Origin of the sequence: Kribbella sp. NPDC049227, assembly GCF_043197265.1 — a bacterium.
GTDB lineage: Bacteria > Actinomycetota > Actinomycetes > Propionibacteriales > Kribbellaceae > Kribbella.
The window spans coordinates 821,181-840,922 of the sequence record NZ_JBICST010000003.1; the positions used below are offsets into that span (position 1 = coordinate 821,181).

Consider the following 19,742-nt stretch of genomic DNA (forward strand, 5'->3'; position numbering starts at 1 on the left):
GCAGCCGACAGGTTCACCCGCGCACGGCGGCGAGGATGAACAACGCCGCGAGCAGCATCGCCGCCACCCCGGCCACCATCAGCAGGAGTGCGAAACCGAGGGCGAACGCCCGACTCGCCGGCCCGGGGTGCTCCGGACTCTCACCGCGCCGACGAAGGATCCACCAGGGGCGGATGCGCTTGGTCCACGCCCACCGCACAACTGCGAAGCCCGGCGGGCCGATGACGGCTGCGAACGGAAGGGTGATCGCCTTGTAAGGGTCCGCAGTGACGAGGTACAGAACGAACAGGAAGACCAGGTAGACGGCCAGCATCACGCCAGGCCTGCTCAGGGAGCCCACCACGACAGAGACCACGCCGCGAGCCCCTGACGGTCCAGACACCAGCGCAGCGTACGACGGCGTCGGGTCCGCACGTGTCGCGACCGGGGCGAGGTGGTCGTCGTAGGCTGGGCGAGGCATTCTGGTCGACGGAACGGGAGCATCGGCATGGTTGTGGAGCAGACCCGGGAAGCGGTTCTCGAACTGTTGGCGAGCCTGTCGCCGGCGCAGCTGGACAAGATCAAGGCGGCGTTCGACACCCCGGACCACAAGCAGTGGACCTACCTGCCGGGTGCGGTACCGGGGCTTCCGCTGACGGAGCTGACTCCGGCCCAGCAGCAGTTGGTGGAGCGGCTCGTCGCGATCGGGTGCAGCGAGCGCGGTGTGGCCGACGTCTGGGCGGTGTGGGACGCGGAGATCATCGTGCGCGGGATCCCGGAGCTCCCGCCGTCGCGGGAGTGGGAGGGATCCGTCGTCGCCGACCGGTACTACCTCCGCGTCCTGGGTGATCCCGCCGGGACGGAGCCGTGGGCCTGGCGGCTGAACGGTCACCACCTGGCCTTGCACGTCACGCTCGTGGACGGGGCGATCTCGTTCACCCCGCAGTTCCTCGGGTCGAACCCGGCCGAGGTCCGGTCCGGGCCGCAGGCCGGCCGGCGTTTCCTCGCCGCCGAGCAGGACCTCGGCTTCCAGCTCCTGCACGCGCTCGAGCCGGCCCAGCGTGAGGTCGCCGTCGTCTCACCGGAGGCACCCGACGACATCCTGACCCGGCACGACCCGGTCGCCGACGCCAAGCTTCTCCACCAGGGCCTCGCGTACGGCGACATGACCGCGGAACAACGGCAGTTGTTCAGCCTCCTCATCGGCCAGTACGTCGGAAGGGCCGCCGGACCGATCGGGTTGCAGACCTGGCAGGACATCACCGACCAGGGCATCGAGCGCCTCAGCTTCGCCTGGGCCGGCGCGACCGAACCAGGCATCGGCCACCGCCACTACTACTCGATCGCCGGCCCGACGTTCCTGGCCGAGTACGACAACACCCAGGACGACGCCAACCACATCCACTCCGTCTGGCGAGACCTCCGCAACGACTGGGGCACCGACCTCCTCGCCGCCCACTACGCCCTGCACCGCTGAGGACCGCCAGGCCATCACAACCGCCGCCGTCCCGGTGCCGCCTCCCTCACGCAGGCACCGTCGGGGCGATTGTGATGGTGTGGCGGTTCGGGTCGTCGGATAGAGTCGCGCCCGTCAAGCGATGGCATGGGTAGGAACCCGGTGTGAGTCCGGGACGGTCCCGCCACTGTGACCCGGCGCCGTAGTCAGGCGTAGGGGAGTCAGGAACTGCCGCTGTCGCACCTCCGGACGGGGCGTGGACACCCCGAGGAAGGACCGGTCGCGCATGCCCGCGAACCTCCTGCTGCTCTCCACCGCCGACACCGATCTGCTCGCCGCCGCCGAGGCGGACGCCGGGTGGAAGGTCGCGAACCCCGCCCGGCTCGACCTCGCCGACCTGACCCCGTTGCTGGACGCGGCCGAGATCGTCGTGGTCCGGTTGCTCGGCGGTCGCCGGGCCTGGGAGGACGGCCTCGACGCGGTGCTCGCCTCCGGCAGGCCGGCGGTCGTGATCAGTGGCGAGGCCGCGCCAGACGCCGAGCTGATGTCGTTGTCGACCGTACCTGCGGGCGCGGTGACAGAGGCGCTGGCCTACCTGCGCGAAGGCGGCTCCGAGAATCTGCGCAACCTGGCCGGCTTCCTGAGCGACACGCTCCTGCTGACGGGCGACGCGTTCGACCCGCCCCGCACACTCCCGGCGTACGGCGTCCGCGGGACGTTCGTCGAGGATGAGCGGCCGGTGGTCGGGATCGTCTACTACCGAGCACACGAGATCTCCGGGAACACGGCCTTCGTCGATGCGCTGGCAAGTGCGGTCGAGGCCGCCGGCGCGCAGCCGCTGCCCGTGTACTGCGGGTCGCTCCGCGGACTCGACCCGACCAGCGATGAGAACGCCGGACTGTTCGACCTGCTGCGGAAGTGCGACGTCCTCGTCACGACTCTCCTCGCTGCCGGCGGGTCCGTCGCGGCCAACGCGAGCGCGGGCGGCTCGGACGATGCCTGGGACGCCGGAGCGCTCGCGTCCCTCGACATCCCGCTGATCCAAGGCCTCGCGCTGACCTCGACCCGCGAGCAGTGGCTGGCCAGCGACGCCGCGATCAGTCCGATGGACGCCGCGACCCAGGTGGCGATCCCCGAGTTCGACGGGCGACTGATCACGATCCCGTTCTCCTTCAAGGCGTACGACTCCGACGGTCTGGCCCGCTACGCGCCGGACCCGGAGCGGTGTACCCGGGTGGCCGGGATCGCGGTCGCGCATGCACGGCTCCGCCACGTGCCGAACCGCGACAAGCGACTCGCGCTGGTGCTGTCGTCGTACCCGACCAAGCACGCCCGGATCGGGAACGCGGTCGGCCTGGACACTCCGGCCTCGGCGGTCGTCCTGCTCGGTCAGCTCCAGGCGGCCGGGTACGACCTGGGCGATCTCGACGTGAACGAGTTGGAAGGCGACGGGCTGATTCACCGGCTGATCGCGGCGGGCGGTCACGACGTCGACTGGCTCACCGACGAGCAGTTGGCCAACGCCGTCGCGAAGATCCCGCGGTCGGTCTACCAGCAGTGGTTCGGTCGCGTCCCGGAGTCGTTGCGCGAGGCAATGACCGGGGCGTGGGGTGAGGCGCCCGGTGAGCTGTACGTCGACACGTCCGGAGACGAGCCCGCGATCGCCTTGGCGGCGCTGCGCTTCGGGAACGTCGTACTGATGATCCAGCCGCCGCGCGGCTTCGGGGAGAACCCTGTCGCGATCTACCACGACCCGGACATGGCGCCGTCGCATCACTACCTGGCGGCGTACCGCTGGCTGGAGGCCGCGCCGTCGGACGGCGGCTTCGGTGCGCACGCGGTCGTCCACCTGGGCAAGCACGGCACGCTCGAATGGCTGCCGGGCAAGGGGATCGGGATGGCGGCCGGCTGCGCGCCGGACGCCGTCCTCGGGAATCTGCCGATGGTCTACCCGTTCATCGTCAACGACCCCGGTGAGGGGACGCAGGCGAAGCGGCGCGCGCACGCGACCGTCGTCGACCACCTGGTCCCGCCGATGGCGCGGGCCGAGACGTACGGCGACATGGCGAAGCTGGAGTATCTGCTCGACGAGTATGCGACCGTTTCGGCTCTGGACCCGGACAAGGTGCCGACGCTGCGTGCGCAGATCTGGACCCTGATCCAGGCCGCGCAACTGCATCACGACCTGCATACGTCCGAGCGGCCCGAGGACGACGACTTCGACGAGTTCGTCCTGCACCTCGACGGCTACCTGTGCGAGATCAAGGACGTCCAGATCCGCGACGGTTTGCACATCCTCGGTGGTGCACCGGCCGGCGAGGCACGGGTCAACCTGGTGCTCGCCGTACTGCGTGCGCGGCAGCTCTGGGGCGGGTCGTACTCGATTCCCGGTCTGCGCACCGCGCTGGGGGAGACGTTCGGAGTCGACGAGGCGGCCATGCTCGCCGATCCCGGCCGGGCCGTGCCGGAGCTTGCCGAGCTGGCGACGCTCGCGGATCTGCCGGCGGTGAGTGGCGCCGACGGTGTCGACCTGCTGGAAGCCGTCGCGCGCAAGCTCGTCGTCGGGATGGAGACGCTGAGCTGGGAGGCCGCGAAGGTCCCGGTCGTCGTGATCGAGGTGCTCGGGCGGTCGTCGGAACAGGTCGAGGCGTCGCTCACCTTTGCCGCCGAGGAGGTCGTGCCGCGGCTCGCACGCACCGGTGACGAACTGACGAACGTACTGCGCGCCCTGGACGGCCGCTTCGTCGAGGCAGGTCCGTCCGGCTCGCCGACCCGCGGTCTGGTCAACGTGTTGCCGACCGGCCGCAATTTCTACGCTGTCGACCCGAAGGCGATCCCGAGCCGCAACGCCTGGGACGTCGGGGTCGCGCTGGCCGACTCGCTGCTGGCCCGGCACAAGGCCGAGACGGGGGAGTGGCCGCGGTCGGTCGGCCTGACGGTCTGGGGTACGTCGGCCATGCGGACCCAGGGCGACGATCTCGCCGAGGTGTTGTGGCTGCTCGGCTGCCGCCCGGTCTGGGACGACGCGTCACGGCGGGTCACCGGCTTCGAGGTGGTCAGCCTGGAGGAGCTCGGCCGGCCGCGGGTCGACGTGACGATCCGGATCTCCGGGTTCTTCCGGGACGCGTTCCCGCACGTGGTCACGCTCCTGGACGAGGCGGTGCGCACAGTCGCCGCTCTGGAGGAAGGGGCTTCGGACAACTACCTCCGCGCACACGTGGACGCCGACGTTGCGGCCGGCAACGACGTACGGTCGTCGACCGCCCGGGTGTTCGGCTCCAAGCCGGGCTCGTACGGCGCCGGCCTGCTGCCGCTCGTGGACGCGCGGAACTGGCGGACCGACGCCGAGCTTGCCGAGGTGTACGCGGTCTGGGGCGGGTACGCGTACGGCAAGGGCCTCGACGGCGCCGAGGCCCGCGGTTCGATGGAACGCGCCTACGCCCGAATCCAGGTGGCGGCGAAGAACGCGGACACTCGCGAGCACGACATCATGGACTCCGACGACTACTTCCAGTACCACGGCGGCATGATCGCCATGGTCCGTCACCTCACCGGGGCCAACCCCAAGGCGTACGTCGGAGACTCCGCCGTACCGGCGCAGGTGAAGACGCGGACCCTGGAGGAGGAGACCAAGCGCGTCTTCCGGGCCCGGGTGGTGAACCCGCGGTGGATGACGGCGATGCGGCGGCACGGGTACAAGGGCGCCTTCGAGATGGCCGCGACCGTGGACTACCTCTTCGGGTACGACGCGACCGCCGGCGTGGTCGACGACTGGATGTACGAGACGCTGACAACGGAGTACGTCGCCGACCCCGAGATAGCGGAGTTCTTCCGCAAGTCCAACCCGTGGGCGCGGCACGGCATCGCCGAACGCCTACTCGAGGCAGCCCAGCGAGGGCTGTGGGCGGAACCGTCACCGGAGGCGCTGGAGACGCTCCGCAGCGCAGTACTTGAGACGGAAGGCGATATCGAGGACCGCGGCTGACGTCCTGTGATTGGGTGGGGGTATGGCGCCTCCACAGTTGAGAGTCCTGATCACCAACGACGACGGTTACCAGGCTCCGGGGATCCGGGCGCTCGCACCCGCGATCGCCGCGCTCGGACATGAGGTGCTCGTGCTGGCACCGCTGTACGACGAGAGCGGCGTCGGCTCGGCGCGTGCCGGGATGGTCGGGCGGCCGATCCGGACGGCGACGTTGGAGGAGAACGGCGTCACCTACATCGGCGTCGACGGTACGCCGGCTCTCGCGGTGACGCTGGCGTCCGTCGGGGCGTTCGGGCGGGCTCCGGATGTGGTGTTGTCGGGGATCAACCGCGGCCACAACATCGGCGTACCGATCTTCCACTCCGGCACGGTCGCGGCGGCGCTGACCGCGGCGGGGCAGGGGTTGTCGGCGGTGGCGATCAGCATCGACTCCGAGGACCCGGACCACTGGCCGACAGCGGCCGCGGTGGCGGCCGAGGCGCTCACCTGGATCGTGCCGGAGCCGGCCGGGACGGTTGTGACCATCAATGTCCCGGATCGCCCGCTCGACCAGCTCAGCGGTGTCCGGCACGCCTCGCTGGCACCGATCAAGCGTTCGCGCGTCGCCGGAACCACCGCTCCGACTGGCGAGCCGATGATCGAGCTCGAACCACCCCTGCCCAACCCAGTGGCCGACTCCGACGAGGCGCTCCTGAAGGCCGGGTACGTCACCGTCACCCCGATCGTCGGCATCCGCGAGGTCAAGGACGACGCGGCCGCCACCGCCCTCGCGAAGCGCCTCTCCTAGAGGTAACCGAGCAGGTCCGCGTTCGATCCGACGGGCTGTCCGTCGGGCCCGGTCAGCATGTCCTCCAGCCCGACCCGTACGTCGTACCCCTGCGCCGAGGCCCACCGCAGTACCGGCCAGGCCCACTCGCCCTCGCCATGCACCAGCACGTCTCGCGTCGGCAGCACAGCGAGCACCGCCTGAGCCGCTTCCACGCCATCCGCCCCTGGCGACACGTCCGGAATCGCCTCGACCAGCACCCGCACCACCGGACCACCCCAGGCGAGGTACTTGTCAGCGGCCGCAGGCGTGAACAACCCAGCCTCAACCCCGATCCCACGCGCGATCAACAACTCCGCAAGCTGCTCCGCGCCGTACTCATGAAAGTTCACACTCGCAAAATCCGGCCCGCGCTGCCACTCGCCGATCAGCCGCAACCTCGCCGCCAACTCAGGCACGATCTCCTCCCGTGTAGACACCCCGACCGGCACGCCAGGACAGGTCACACGCACGGCCTCCACCGCGGCCCGGATGTCGTCCCACCACAGGCTCTCGCGCTCATCACCTCCCCGCGGATGCAGATGCAACGCCAGCGCTCCCGCCCGCACCGCAGCCGCACCTTCCGCCGACAACTCCGCCGGAGTCACCGGTACGCCGGGGTGCTCCGCTCGCGACCGGTCACCGTTCAGGCACGCCTTGATCAGCACGGCCCCAAGCTACCTAAGGGGGGTACGCCGCGGATCTGAGGTGGACTGCCCGATGTGGCGACTCCTGGCCCGGCCGCACGGTGAATGAAGACGGCGATCCGCGCCGTGAGGAGGAACCATGAACCACATCCACACCCTCGTCGCCGTACCTGCGCTGACCCTCGGCATCACCGTGGCGGCTGCATCCCAGGCATCGGCGCGCGAGATCTATCCCGAAGGCGACTACCGGCAGCCTGTCGTGGTCGTCCACGATCCGGGCCCGACGATCGAGGTCGACGACAACGTCGCCGAAGGTCTCCAGGCCGGCGCCAGCGCCATCGGTGGGGCAGGTATCGCCCTGGCTGCCCTCTGGGCGTACCGACGTCGCCATACGGTCCACCTTCACTGACCAGGCAGCCGCCGCTCAGCCAGAGCGGCGGCTGCCACCCGGCTCGTGGTCCCGGTCTTCCGCAGGATGTTCGAGACATGAACACTGACGGTCTTGTCGCTGATGAACAGCTCCTTGGCGATCTCGGAGTTCGACCGCCCGGCCACGAGAAACGCCAGCACCTCCCGCTCCCGCCCGGTGAGCACCGCCAGCCGTGGGTCGTCGACTGCCGGCTCGACGGCGACCGGGACTGGCGAGCTCAGGTCGACTTTCGAGCGCCGCGCCAGTGCTTCGATCTCGTCCTGCAAGGGCCTGGCGCCGAGCTCGACCGCGCACTGGTGAGCCTGACGCAGGAGGTCTCGTGCCTCCGGCGAGCTCCGCCCGCTGATCAGCTCAGCCTCGGCGCACCGCCATTGGGCGACCGCCTGATCCCACCGATTTCCCACGACACCGCAGGTCTCCACGGCCCGTTGCCAACGCTCGGACTGATCCGGCGTGTCCTGGCACCGCCCCATCTCGGCCGCGAGCAGCGCCTGATTCATCGCCTGCACGTCGGACCCACCCATGCCGTCGGCAAAAGGTTTGGACGGCCAGCTGTCGACAGCGCTGCCGACCGCCTCCACCGCCGCTGCCACTCCGGCGGGATCGCCGATGTCCCGAGCAGAGCGGGCGGCCTCCGCAGCCGCAAACGCGAAAGCCGGAAGGGCCTCGTCGTCCCAGGGGTCTGGCTCTTGATCCTCGGCTGTCAGGCGGGGGCGTGCCCAGGCCACGGCGTCCGCGGGCTTGCCTTCCGCGGTCATCAGCTCGAGGCCGGCGGCAGTGATGTCCGGACGGAGGGGGTTGAAGTCGTCGGAGATCAGTTCCAGCGCGCGATCGAAATGCTGCCGGGCTTCCGTGACCCGGCCAGACCTCACAGCCAGCAGGCTCGCGGCCAACCTCACGCCGGCTCCAGGGATCCCGGTGGCCCGTGCCGCCAACGCCGAGCGCAGCAACGCCCGGCACTCGTCCCAGCGGCCGAGGTCGATCAACTCCCCGGCGGCCTCGAAGGCGAGGAAGCAGGCCCAGACGCCGGCACCGGTAGAGACAGCGTCGACATAGGCCGCGCGGGTCACGTCGGCTGCCTCGGGTCGCCGGCCGAGCGCATGGAGAGCGTTGAAGCGGAAGATCGCGACACCCACGGCGGTGTCGACATCGCCCGACGACTTCGCCAGTTGTTCCGCCAGTTCCGCGTCGGCGAGCGAATCGAGGGGCGCGGCGCTGTCCGTCACCGCGGCACGGGCGGCGAAGGCTCGTCCGAGGGCCCGCCGCGAGCCTGATGCGTACCCGATCCGGACGGCTTCCTCCGCGTGCAACACATCGTCCGGGCGACCGTGCAGCGTCTCGTTCTCGGACAGCTCGGCGAACGCGACGGCGCGCTCCGCGCTCGCGGGAAAGTCCGTCGTCAGCTCGATCGCTTCGAGGATGTCCGTCAGATCTGCCATTCCCGGCGAGGTCGAGTTCCAGTGCGCGTTGGCCCGTGCGACCAGCAGATCGCACGCCAGCAGCGGCTCGCGCTCCTTGTCCACTTGGCCCAAGGCCTGCGTGAGGAGCGTGACGGCCACCTCCGGCAGACTTGCTCGCAGACAGATCGTGCTCGTCCGCCGCAGCAAGCCGATCCTCTCGTCCCTTCCGCCGCGGACTGCCGGCGACACCGCCGCCCACAGGGCGCAGGCTCGGCGGAGCTGGATCACCTCCTCCGTCGGCGCCCGCAGCCGCGCCGCCTGGTCGGCGGCGATCAGCGACCAGTGGTACGTCGCGTCGATGTTCCCGGCTCTCTCGTTGTGGACGGCCAGGTCGGCTGCCGCGGCGTCACCGGGTTGTGATTCCAGAACGCGGACATAGTCGGCATGGAACTCGGCCGCCTGCGTCGGTGGCAGGCCGTCGTACAGGACCTCGGCCAGTAGTGGGTGGCGGAACCAGGAGGTTCCGGTGGTCTCGGTTTGCACTACGCCGCGGTCCTGGGCCTCGGCCAGGCAGGGGGTGATCGCGGTCGCGGACAGGCCGTGGCCGGCTGCGACCTGCGTCAGTACGGCGGCGGAGGTCGGGCGGCCGCCGACGGCGAGGATTCTGGTGAGCAGGCGGGTCTGGTCCGACAGGCCGTGCCAGGTCGCGAGTAACGCGTCGCGGAGTACGGCGGGAACCGTTGGGGGCAAGGTGCTCTCGGTGCCGGACAGGCCGGTGACCATCAGTTCGACGAGGTAGGGGTTGCCGTCCGACCGTGCCAGTACGCCGGACGCGAGTTCGACGTCGGGCGCCCGGCCGAGGAGACCTTCGATCTGGCTGCTGGTGGCGTCGAGGTCCAGCGGATCCAGCCGGATCTCGTCGAAGAACGGCATCCGCCGCATGTCGGCCAGCCAGGAGTGGAGGGGATGCCCCTCGCCGCGTTCCTCCGTCCTGCAGGTGGCCAGGAGTACGAGCGGCTGCGACCGGAACCCGGCGATCAGATAGGACAGCACGTCCAGCGATGCGACGTCGGCCCATTGCAGATCGTCCACGACCACCACCGTCGGACGCCGTACGGCGATCCGATTGAGCACGAGGTCGACGAGCATCGGCAGTCTGGTGGTGTCGACGCCCGCGCTGACTCCCAGCGAGGGCAGCAAGGCGTTCAGCCCGTCGGTGCCGGCGAGGGTCTCGGCCTTCTCGTCGTCATCCGCGCGGCCGAGCCAATCCCGTAAGGCGCCGGTGATCGGGGCGAACGGGACGGACGCACCACCGAAGTGCACACACGATCCCCACAGCACGTTCAGATGCGAGTCCCCGCAGACCTCATGAGCCAACCGGGTCTTGCCGATGCCGGCCTCGCCATGGATGACGATCGCGTGCGGTACGCCGGTGATGGCGCGCGACAGTGCATCGCCGAGGAACTCTTGTTCAGCAGCACGTCCGGCGAATCGACGATCGGGCCGCGGACCCCCCATGCGTACTCAGTGAACACCCTCGGGCGCGCTGACGGGAGACCTCGACGTACTGGTCGGGCGGGGGGTGATCAAGCGTTCGACCGCAACTTTCGCGGTGCCGGCGGCGCCTTCGGCTACGACACGTACCTGTGAAACGCTGCGCGCCAGGTGATTGTGAACCTCATCGCTGAGGACAGGGCGGGGTGTGTCATGATCGGGCGGACGGTTGTGGAGGAACACCGGTGACCGGCTTCGGCCGGGAGTCCGGGGCGGTCCCGCCACTGTGACCGGGATGAATCCCGGAAGCCAGGACATCCACCTCCGTCCGTCGGGCTGCGGTCTCCGTGGTGCGGCGTACCAGCCGTAGCGGGCGTGGACACCCGCTCGACGAAGGGACTCCCCGCCGTGCGGTCTGCGTCACCCTCCTCCGGTTTTCCGTTCACCGCCGTGGTCGGGATGGACGATCTTCAGCTCGCCCTGATCCTGGCCGCGATCTCGCCGGCGATCGGTGGGGTGCTGATCCGGGGCGAGAAGGGTACGGCGAAGTCGACCGCGGTCCGGGCGCTCACCGAGATCCTTCCGCCGGTGGACGTCGTACCCGGGTGCCGCTTCTCCTGCGATCCCGAGCATCCGGACTCGGCCTGTCCGGACGGTCCGCATGTGGCCGGTGCGCAGACTCGGCCGGCCCGGCTGGTCGAGCTTCCGGTGGGTGCGACCGAGGACCGGGTGCTTGGTTCGCTGCATCTGGAGAAGGCGTTGGCCGAGGGCGTCACGGCGTACGAGCCTGGGCTGCTCGCGGCGGCGCATCGCGGTCTGCTGTACGTCGACGAGGTCAATCTGCTGCACGACCATCTGGTCGACGTACTGCTCGATGCCGCGGCGATGGGACGCGCGACGGTCGAGCGGGACGGGGTGTCGGTGACGCACCCGGCGCGGTTCGTGCTGGTCGGGACGATGAACCCGGAAGAGGGTGAGCTGCGGCCGCAGCTGCTGGACCGGTTCGGGCTGACGGTGGACGTCGTTGCCAGCCGGGATCCTGCGGTTCGGGTCGAGGTGATGCGCGCGCGGCTCGCGTACGAGGCGGATCCGGATGCCTTCATTGCTCGGTACGACGGCCCGCAGCGCGAGCTCGCCGAGCGCATCGTCAAGGCCCGCGACCTGCTGACCGAGGTGATTCTCACCGACTCCGCCTTGCGTCAGATCGCGGAGATCTGCGCGTCGTTCGACGTCGACGGGATGCGGGCCGACCTGGTCACCGCGCGTACGGCGGTTGCCCACGCTGCCTGGTCCGGGCGCACTGTGGTCGAGGTGGACGATGTGCGCGCGGCCGCCAAGCTTGCGTTGCCGCACCGGCGTCGCCGCAATCCGTTCGACGCTCCAGGTCTTGACGAGGACCAGCTGGAAGAGGCGATCAACAACAGCACTCCGCCACCGGAGGACCCGGACGACGATCCGGACGGTCCAGGTGGTCCGGGCGGGGGAGCGGATCCCGCGGACGACGGCAGCCCGGGCGACGCGGACCCTGCCCACTCCACCCCAGACCTGGCCGGAGCCGACCCGGATGGGCCGGAAGACGGCGAGGCGAGTGGCCGGCCTGGGCCGGCGCCGGCTGGTGAGGTAGTCGGCAGCTCGGAGCCCTACAAGGCGCGGTTGCTCAGTGTGCAGGCCGCCGGGACGGGCGTCGCCGGTCGGCGGTCCCGGGCGATCACCGAGGTCGGGCGCGTCGTGGGTGACCGTTCACGCGCAGGACGTGAGGCAGGCCGCCCACATCTCCTGGCGACCATTCGATCCGCGGCTCCGCATCAGCATGCGCGCGGCCGTACCGGCCCGGGTCTCGCCGTACGGCCGTCCGATGTGCGGCTCGCCGTTCGAGAAGGGCGTGAGGGCAACCTCGTGCTGTTCTGCGTGGACGCGTCCGGCTCGATGGGGACGAAGAAGCGGATGGGTGAGGTGAAGACCGCGATCGTCTCGCTGCTGCTGGACGCGTACCAGCGCCGTGACACCGTCGGACTCGTCACGTTCGCCGGTGCCGCCGCGACGGTCGCCCTGCCGCCCACCGGCAGCGTCGAGACCGCCGTACGCCGGCTTGAATCGCTGCCGACGGGCGGACGTACGCCGCTCGCCGAGGGCCTGCTGCAAGCCGCCGAGGTACTCCGGATCGCCGCGATCCGCGACCCCCGTCGACGCCCACTGCTCGTGCTCGTCACCGACGGCCGAGCCACCCACGGAGACAACGCGTTCGCCCGCGCGCGTCAGGCGGCCGGCTGGCTCGCCCAGCACGGGATCGCCACGGTGGTCGTCGATTGCGAGCCGCGTCGCGGCGTCCGGCTCGGGCTGGCCGGGGAGCTCGCGGCCGACCTAGGCGCCGAGTACCTCGACCTCGGTGAAGTTGCCGCTGGCAACCTCATCCGCACGGTGACGGACCGGAGGGCGGCCTGATGCCGAAGGGGCAACCGGCCGTCGTTCCAGACGACGGACTGACCACCCGCCAGCGCCGGAACCGGCCGCTGCTGATGGTGCACACCGGTGAGATGAAGGGAAAGTCGACAGCCGCCTTCGGGATGGCTCTGCGCGGCTGGAACCAGGGCTGGAACATCGGCGTGTTCCAGTTCGTCAAGAGCGCGAAGTGGAAGGTCGGCGAGGAGAGCGCGTTCAAGGCGCTCGGTGAGTTGCACACGGCGACCGGTCAGGGCGGGCCGGTCGAGTGGCACAAGATGGGCGAGGGCTGGAGCTGGTCGCGGAAGGCCGGCACCGAGGAGGACCACGCCGCCGACGCGCTCGAGGGCTGGCGCGAGATCCAGCGCCGGATCGCCGCGCAGACACACGACCTGTACGTCCTGGACGAGTTCACGTACCCGATGAAGTGGGGCTGGGTCGACGTCGACGAGGTCGTGCAGACGCTGACGAACCGGCCCGGTCACCAGTACGTCGTGATCACCGGACGCAACGCGGACCAGCGCCTGCTGGACGCGGCCGACCTGGTCACCGAGATGACCAAGGTCAAGCACCCGATGGACACAGGCCAGAAGGGCCAGAAAGGCATCGAGTGGTAACGCCCGCCAGCGCAGCGAAACTGACTGCGCGCGCGGAGCGGCAGCCCTGTGTGGGAGTGGGGGTGACGCTGTGATTCCGCGGGTTGTGGTGGCGGCGCCGGCTTCGGGGGCCGGGAAGACCACGGTCGCAGTTGGGTTAATGGCAGCGCTGCGGCGGGCCGGGCATACGGTCGCCGGGTTCAAGGTGGGGCCGGACTACATCGATCCTGGGTTCCACGCGGTCGCCACTGGTCGTCCCGGGCGGAACCTCGATCCGATGCTGTCCGGCGAGGAGCGCGTCGGCCCGCTGTTCGCACACGGTGCTGCCGGCGCAGACCTCGCTGTTGTCGAAGGCGTGATGGGGCTGTACGACGGCGCCCTCGGGACCGACGGGTTCTCGTCCACCGCCCACGTCTCGAAGTTGCTCAAGGCACCTGTCGTGCTGGTCGTCGATGCGTCGGCGGCGGGCCGTAGCGTCGGTGCCGTCGTCCAGGGATTCGTTGCCTTCGACACCGAGATCCGGATCGTCGGCGTCATCCTGAACAAGGTCGGTTCGGACCGGCACGAGGCCGAGGTCCGAGCCGGAGTGGCGCCGACCGGCGTACCGGTGCTCGGTGTGCTTCGGCGCGACACCCGCCTCACCGTGCCCAGCCGTCACCTCGGTCTGGTCCCGGCCGACGAGCAGCGGGAGCAAGCCTCGGCGGCGGTTGAGGCTGCCGCCGAACTGGTCCGCCAGGGCGTCGACCTGGAGGCGTTCGTCGCCGCTGCCCAGGCCGCACCAGATCTCGACGTCGAGGCGTGGGACCCGACCGCGGAGGTGACTCAGGCGGGTGAAGGTCGGCCGGTGGTGGCGGTTGCCGGTGGCCCCGTGTTCTCGTTCCGCTACACCGAGACCGCTGAGCTGCTGGTTGCCGCAGGCGCCGATGTTGTTGCCTTCGACCCGCTGACGGATCCGTTGCCTGAAGCAACCTCGGCGCTGTACCTGGGTGGTGGCTTCCCGGAGTTGCACGCTGAAGCGCTGTCGGCCAACGACGTACTCCGTCGGCAGGTGGCGACCGAGATCGCGGCAGGGCTGCCGGTCATCGCCGAGTGCGCCGGGCTGCTCTATCTCTGTCGCGAGCTGGACGGCCATCCGATGACGGGTGTGCTACCTGCGACCGCTCGGATGACCGACCGCCTGACCCTCGGCTATCGGACCGCGATCGCTGCCACCACGAGTGCGTTCTTCGACGAGGGTCGCCGGGTCCGCGGTCACGAGTTCCACCGGACGGCGATCGAGTTGGACGCCCAGGTGGATCCCGCGTGGCACCTGCCCGCTGGCGTGGAGGGCATCGCCTTGCCGCGGGTGCACGCGTCGTACCTGCATCTGCACTGGACGGCGAGCCCGGACGTCCCGGCCCGCTTCGTCGCGGAAGCACGTGTGCATGCGGGGCTCGAGAAGTGAACCTCGTCGTCGGCATCGGCCTCCGCTCCGGTACGCCGTACCGCGAACTCCGCGACCTCGTGCACGACGCACTACAGGAGGCCGGCGGAGGCACGGTCCGGCTCGTCGTCACGGTCGCCGGCCGCGAAACCGAGCCAGGTGTACAACGCCTGGCCGCCTCCCTGAACGCCGAGCTGCAGACTGCGCCCGCCGAAGAGCTGGCCCGCCAGTCCGTCCCCACCCCAAGCGAGAAGGTCGGCCAACTAACCGGCACACCAGGCGTCGCAGAAGCCGCAGTCCTCCTCACCGGTGCCGAACTGCTCGTCACGAAGCGTCGTTCAGCTCGTGCGACGACAGCCATCGGCCGCTTGCCTGCTGCTCCTGGCTACGCATCTGCAGAACGGAACATCGTGCACCGCGTGATCGCCGAGCGGCGGGACGTGCGGAGGGGATTCCTGCAACTGCCGATCCCTGATGAGGTGTTGGGGCGGGTGTTGGAGGCTGCGCATCGGGCTCCGAGTGTGGGGTTGAGTCAGCCGTGGGACTTTCTGCTGATTCGGGACGTGGCCACGCGGCGCAAGGTGCACGACTTGGCGTCGGCTCAGCGGGACGCGTTCGCGGCGAGTCTGCCGTCCGACCGCCGGCAGTCGTTCGACGGCCTGAAGATCGAAGCCATCCTGGACACCCCGCTGAACATCGCGGTCACCTGCGACGCGGGCCGCGGCGGGCGGCATGTGCTCGGCCGGCACGCGGACCCACGGACCACCTGGTTCTCGGTGGCGATCGCGATCCAGAACCTCTGGCTCGCCGCGCGAGCCGAAGGACTGGGCGTCGGCTGGGTCTCCTTCTTCGAGCCCACCGAGGTCGCCGCGGTACTCGACCTCCCCGCCCACATCGAGCTCGTCGGCTACCTCTGCGTCGGGTACGTCGAGGAGTTCGCCACCGCACCCGAGTTGGTACGCACCGGCTGGGCCGCACGCCGCCCACTCGCCTGGGCAGTCCACCAAGAGGAATGGGGCCGCCGCGGCCTCCCCGGCGTCGCACCCACCTCGATCGTCGACGACGCGGTGCAGGCTCAGCAGAACGCCGTACAGACGAACGGCCGGCAGCTCGTCCGGCTCATCGTGGGCGGCGATCCGGCGCAGTACCTGGAGCAGCCCGAGGCGCTCGTCGTACAGCTGGATCCACAGAAGCCCGCAGCCGACTTCGGTGTGCTGTGGCGGCCTGCTCGTACGCCGGTCGAGGCGGTGGAGCTCGGTGTCGAGCTCGCCCGGGACCTGGCGTTGCAGGGCGTAGGCGAGTTCGGCATTCAGATCGTCGAGCAATCCGAACTGGCCGACGCGATGGCGCGGGGACTGCGAGTCGGTGCATCGGCCTGCGGGGTGAAGACGGTAGAGCCGGGGAGCTGTCACACTCCTCGGCATGACCGTTCCTCCTGAGGGCCCAGCCGCCATGTACGTGCCCGCGTTCTCGATGAAGCAGCGGGTCACGATGATGGCGAACAAGTACGAGCTGATCACGACCAACCCGGACGGCTCGGACGGGCCGCTGCTGGCGTTCGCTCAGCAGAAGCGGATGGCGTTCAAGGAGCAGGTCACGTTCTACACCGACGCCACCAAGACCCGGCCGGTGTTCTCGTTCAAGGCGCGCAAGGCGATCGACCTGGGGTCGGGGTACGACGTGATGGACGCCGACGGCCAGCCGATCGGCTGGTTCAAGAAGGAGTTCGGCAAGAGCCTGCTGCGGTCCAGCTGGCAGCTGAGTGCCGGCCATGTGCACTCGAGCGGGACGGAGCGTAACCCCACGATCGCGATCGTCCGCCGGATCTGGGAGTTCGTGCCGTTCGTCGGCGAGATCCCGCTGCCGTTCATCTTCCACTTCGACTTCACCGACGTGAACAGCGGTCAGCCGGTACTGTCGGTGGAGCGCAGGCTCACGGTCCGGGATCGGTACCGGATCACGGTCCACGACCAGCGTCTCGACTTCCGCGTGGCCGCCGCGATGACCGTGGCCCTGGACGCGCTGCAGAGCCGTTGAGCCGCCGTACCGGGCCCGGCGTACGACCCTGGTCGTACACGCGGCTCACTCTTTTGGGTGAACCCACCCTGAGACCTCTTGGTTCCGCCGCGACGCGGTGCGAGTCTTGACTACATGGGCGTAACGCAGCGCAGTCGACGGTGGTTGGTTCCGGTTACGGCAGTCGCGGTAGTGGCAGGTGTGGGGGCACTCGGGCCAGTGGTCGCGGACGCCTCCCCGAAGCTGCCCGGCATCACGGCGCAGGATCTGCTCGCCAAGGTGCAGACCGCCAAGGTCGACGGCCTGAGCGGCACGGTCCGCTCGTCCGCGGATCTCGGCCTGCCCGCGATCCCTGGTGTCGAGGACGGCAACCCGGTCTCCGAGCTGCTCAGCGGTCAGCACACCGCCCGCGTCGCCTTCGCCACCCCGGACAAGGCCCGGGTGTCCGTCCTGGACAACCAGGCCGAGCGGGTCTGGACGACCGACGGCAAGTCCGCCTGGGCGTACGACTCGTCCAGGCGTGAAGCCGTCAAGCTGACGCTGCCGGCGCGCTCCGCGAAGCCGGACAAGCCCAAGGTCGCGCCGCGGAACTACGATCCGCAGGCGGTCGCGAAGCAGTTCCTGGACGCGATCGACCCGACCACCAAGGTCGAGGTGAGCGGCACGGAGAAGGTCGCCGGCCGGGACGCCTACAAGCTGCGCCTGGTGCCGAAGACGGACCGTACGACGGTCGGCTCGGTGACGCTGGCGATCGACTCGAAGACGTGGGTCCCGCTCGACGTGACCGTGATGCCGCGGACCGGCAACGACCCGGCCGTGGAACTCGGCTTCTCCTCGGTGTCGTTCGACGTACCGGCGGCGAGTACGTTCAGCTTCACCCCGCCGAAGGGTGTGAAGGTGACCGACAAGAAGGTGCCCGCGACGCGCGAGGCCCCGCACCCGGTGAAGCCGCCGAAGGCGATCGGGCCGAAGGGTGAGAAGGCGCCGGCCCAGCGCGGCGACAAGCCGACGGTGATCGGCACGGGCTGGGAGAGCGTGGTGATGGTCCGCGGCGTGAAGACCACCGGCAACGGCCCGGTCGACCAGCTGCTCGCCAACGCTCGTACGGTCCAGGGTTCCTGGGGCAAGGGCAAGATCCTGACCAGCAAGATGGTCAGCGCCCTGATCACCGACGACGGCCGCGTCTTCGCCGGTCTGGTCACCCCCGACACCCTGCAGGCCGCCGCAGCCAAGGCTCCCCGCTGACGTGACGACCCCGCAGGAGCCGCCGCCACCCGCGGCATCGGCCGCCCCACCCATCGTCACGCGGGGACTGACGAAGCGTTTCCGGGGTGGCCAGGTGGCGGTGGACACCGTGGACCTGGAGGTCCCCGCGGGGAGCGTGTTCGGGTTCCTCGGGCCGAACGGGTCCGGGAAGACAACGACGATCCGGATGCTGCTGGGGCTGATCGCGCCGACCTCGGGGTCGGTCGAGCTGCTCGGCGAATCGATGCCGAAGGCACAGCTGAAGGTCCTGCCGCGGGTGGGCGCGCTGGTCGAAGGGCCGGCGTTCTACCCGTTCTGGACCGGACAGGCGAATCTGCTGCGCTTCGACGCGGCCGACCGGACCGCTGACCCACGCACGCGCAAGGCCCGCGCGGCCGAAGCCCTCGAGCGGGTCGGTCTGTCCAATGCCGCAGGCAAGAAAGTCCGGGCCTACTCGCTCGGTATGCGCCAGCGGCTCGCGATCGCGGTCGCGTTGATGCAGCGTCGCGACCTGCTGGTGCTCGACGAGCCGACCAACGGCCTCGACCCGCAAGGGACCCGCGAGGTCCGGAACCTGATTCGCGAGCTGGCGAGCGACGGCACCACGGTCTTCACCTCGACCCACCTGCTGGCCGAGGTCGAGCAGGTCTGCACCCACGCGGCCGTGATGAGCCGCGGCAAACTCGTCCGCCAGTCGACCGTGGCCGACCTGCGCGCCGAGCTCCGTCCCCGTCTGGTCGTCCGTACGCCGGACCTCGCGCAGGCGGCCGAGACCCTCAAGAGCCTCGGCGCCACCGATCTGAAGACCACCGAGGAGACCGTCGAAGGCGACTCCGGCGACCTCCCGATCGACAAGTTCGCGGCGGCCCTGGTCGCCGCCGACGTTCGCATCCATGGCTTCGGGCTGGAACGCCCCAGCCTGGAGGAGGCCTTCGTCGCGCTCACGGGGGAGGGGTTCGATGTCGCTGAGTAGCACTGTCGAGGACAGCCGGCGGGTGACGGCAGGACGGCACACGCTCGGTCTGTTCCGCTCGGAGCTGCGCCTGGTCTTCGGGCGGGCCCGCACGCAGGCCGGACTCGGCGTCCTCGCCGCGGTCCCGCTGCTGATCGGGATCGCGATCAAGCTCTCCGGCTCCGACGGCGACGCCCAGGGGTTCCTCGGTCAGGTCGCCGGCAACGGCCTGTTCCTGATCGTCGCGAGCCTCGGTCTCTCACTGCCGTTCTTCCTGCCGACCGCGGTGACCGTGATCTCGGGCGAGTCCCTCGCCGGTGAGGCCAGCCTCGGCACGTTGCGCACCATGCTCACCGCACCGGCAGGGCGCAGTCGGTTGCTCGCGGCCAAGATGGTCGCGCTCGCGGTGTTCTGCCTGGCCGCGACGATGACGATCTGGATCTCCGGGCTGATCGTCGGCTTCGTTCTTTTCCCGGTCGGCGACGTACTCCTGCTGTCCGGTACGACGGTCTCGCTGGGGGAGGGCCTGCTGCGTGCCCTCATGATCGCTGTGGTGATCTCGCTGTCGCTGCTCGGGCTGGCCGGAATCGGCCTCTTCGTCTCGTCGCTGACGTCGACCCCGCTGGCCGCGATGGCGGCGACGTTCGGCGCGTTCATCGTGCTCGGCATCATGACCGCGATCCCGCAGCTGCACGCGATCCATCCGTGGCTGCTGATGTATCGGTGGCAGTCGTTCGCCGACCTGCTCCGAGATCCGCCGTACTGGCACGAGATCATCCGCAACCTGCTCGTGCAGGCCGCCTACCTGGTGGTCTTCTACACGGCCGCCTGGGCGCGCCTCACCAGCCGGGACATCACCTGACGCACCCGGGGGA

The 19,742-nt window shown here is 69.9% G+C and carries 15 protein-coding genes and 2 riboswitches; of the genes, 12 read left to right on the forward strand and 3 right to left on the reverse strand.

Features of this window, described 5'->3' with window-relative positions:
- Positions 1 to 13: 13 nt before the first annotated feature.
- Entirely contained in the window at positions 14 to 460 is a 447-nt protein-coding gene (locus ACGFH6_RS16110) for a hypothetical protein (RefSeq protein ID WP_393384321.1), read from the reverse strand.
- Positions 461 to 487: 27 nt separating this feature from the next.
- On the opposite strand from ACGFH6_RS16110, the gene ACGFH6_RS16115 reads away from it, so the two are divergent.
- The 3 genes from ACGFH6_RS16115 (at position 488) to surE (ending at position 6,207) form a co-directional block, all read left to right on the forward strand.
- Positions 488 to 1,456: a DUF3500 domain-containing protein gene (locus ACGFH6_RS16115; protein WP_393384323.1), complete on the forward strand. Its 969-nt coding sequence runs from the start codon at positions 488 to 490 to the stop codon at positions 1,454 to 1,456.
- A 66-nt stretch (positions 1,457 to 1,522) separates the two neighbouring features.
- A riboswitch (cobalamin riboswitch) is annotated at positions 1,523 to 1,686 on the forward strand.
- A gap of 35 nt (positions 1,687 to 1,721) precedes the next feature.
- On the forward strand, positions 1,722 to 5,420 hold the full coding sequence (gene cobN, locus ACGFH6_RS16120; RefSeq protein WP_393384325.1) for a cobaltochelatase subunit CobN: 3,699 nt from the start codon (positions 1,722 to 1,724) through the stop codon (positions 5,418 to 5,420).
- Between the two features lie 22 nt (positions 5,421 to 5,442).
- Complete coding sequence (gene surE / locus ACGFH6_RS16125) at positions 5,443 to 6,207, forward strand: 5'/3'-nucleotidase SurE (protein WP_393384327.1); 765 nt, start codon at positions 5,443 to 5,445, stop codon at positions 6,205 to 6,207.
- Here the strand turns inward: surE and ACGFH6_RS16130 are convergent.
- Positions 6,204 to 6,893, reverse strand: a complete 690-nt coding sequence (locus ACGFH6_RS16130) for a 3-keto-5-aminohexanoate cleavage protein (RefSeq protein ID WP_393384329.1) — start codon at positions 6,891 to 6,893, stop codon at positions 6,204 to 6,206. The two genes, surE and ACGFH6_RS16130, sit on opposite strands and share 4 nt — an antisense overlap.
- 118 nt (positions 6,894 to 7,011) lie before the next feature.
- Here ACGFH6_RS16130 and ACGFH6_RS16135 point away from each other — a divergent pair, with 118 nt between their 5' ends.
- Positions 7,012 to 7,281, forward strand: coding sequence for a hypothetical protein (locus tag ACGFH6_RS16135; RefSeq protein WP_393384331.1), 270 nt, complete (start codon positions 7,012 to 7,014; stop codon positions 7,279 to 7,281).
- Here ACGFH6_RS16135 and ACGFH6_RS16140 read toward each other — a convergent pair.
- Complete coding sequence (locus ACGFH6_RS16140; RefSeq protein WP_393384332.1) at positions 7,275 to 10,220, reverse strand: AAA family ATPase; 2,946 nt, start codon at positions 10,218 to 10,220, stop codon at positions 7,275 to 7,277. The genes ACGFH6_RS16135 and ACGFH6_RS16140 overlap by 7 nt on opposite strands.
- A 163-nt stretch (positions 10,221 to 10,383) precedes the next feature.
- Positions 10,384 to 10,537: riboswitch (cobalamin riboswitch) on the forward strand.
- A 67-nt stretch (positions 10,538 to 10,604) separates the two neighbouring features.
- On the opposite strand from ACGFH6_RS16140, the gene ACGFH6_RS16145 reads away from it, so the two are divergent.
- From ACGFH6_RS16145 to ACGFH6_RS16180, 8 genes are all read left to right on the forward strand, one after another.
- Positions 10,605 to 12,638, forward strand: coding sequence for a putative cobaltochelatase (locus ACGFH6_RS16145; RefSeq protein ID WP_393384333.1), 2,034 nt, complete (start codon positions 10,605 to 10,607; stop codon positions 12,636 to 12,638).
- The gene (cobO, locus tag ACGFH6_RS16150) at positions 12,638 to 13,252 is read left to right on the forward strand and encodes a cob(I)yrinic acid a,c-diamide adenosyltransferase (protein ID WP_393384335.1); all 615 of its coding nucleotides are present in this window, start codon (positions 12,638 to 12,640) and stop codon (positions 13,250 to 13,252) included. Before ACGFH6_RS16145 ends, cobO begins: the two co-directional genes overlap by 1 nt.
- An 88-nt stretch (positions 13,253 to 13,340) precedes the next feature.
- Entirely contained in the window at positions 13,341 to 14,675 is a 1,335-nt protein-coding gene (locus ACGFH6_RS16155) for a cobyrinate a,c-diamide synthase (RefSeq protein WP_393384835.1), read from the forward strand.
- Positions 14,672 to 16,093, forward strand: a complete 1,422-nt coding sequence (gene bluB / locus ACGFH6_RS16160) for a 5,6-dimethylbenzimidazole synthase (protein ID WP_393384337.1) — start codon at positions 14,672 to 14,674, stop codon at positions 16,091 to 16,093. The genes ACGFH6_RS16155 and bluB overlap by 4 nt, the downstream gene beginning before the upstream one ends.
- A complete protein-coding gene (locus ACGFH6_RS16165; RefSeq protein WP_393384339.1) occupies positions 16,077 to 16,691 on the forward strand; it encodes a hypothetical protein in 615 nt (204 codons plus the stop codon). The genes bluB and ACGFH6_RS16165 overlap by 17 nt, the downstream gene beginning before the upstream one ends.
- 180 nt (positions 16,692 to 16,871) lie before the next feature.
- The gene (locus ACGFH6_RS16170) at positions 16,872 to 17,915 is read left to right on the forward strand and encodes an outer membrane lipoprotein carrier protein LolA (protein ID WP_393384341.1); all 1,044 of its coding nucleotides are present in this window, start codon (positions 16,872 to 16,874) and stop codon (positions 17,913 to 17,915) included.
- A 1-nt stretch (position 17,916) separates the two neighbouring features.
- Complete coding sequence (locus tag ACGFH6_RS16175; protein ID WP_393384343.1) at positions 17,917 to 18,888, forward strand: ABC transporter ATP-binding protein; 972 nt, start codon at positions 17,917 to 17,919, stop codon at positions 18,886 to 18,888.
- Positions 18,875 to 19,729 (forward strand): ABC transporter permease, encoded by an 855-nt coding sequence (locus ACGFH6_RS16180; protein ID WP_393384345.1) that lies wholly within the window; start codon positions 18,875 to 18,877, stop codon positions 19,727 to 19,729. The genes ACGFH6_RS16175 and ACGFH6_RS16180 overlap by 14 nt, the downstream gene beginning before the upstream one ends.
- Positions 19,730 to 19,742 lie beyond the last annotated feature (13 nt).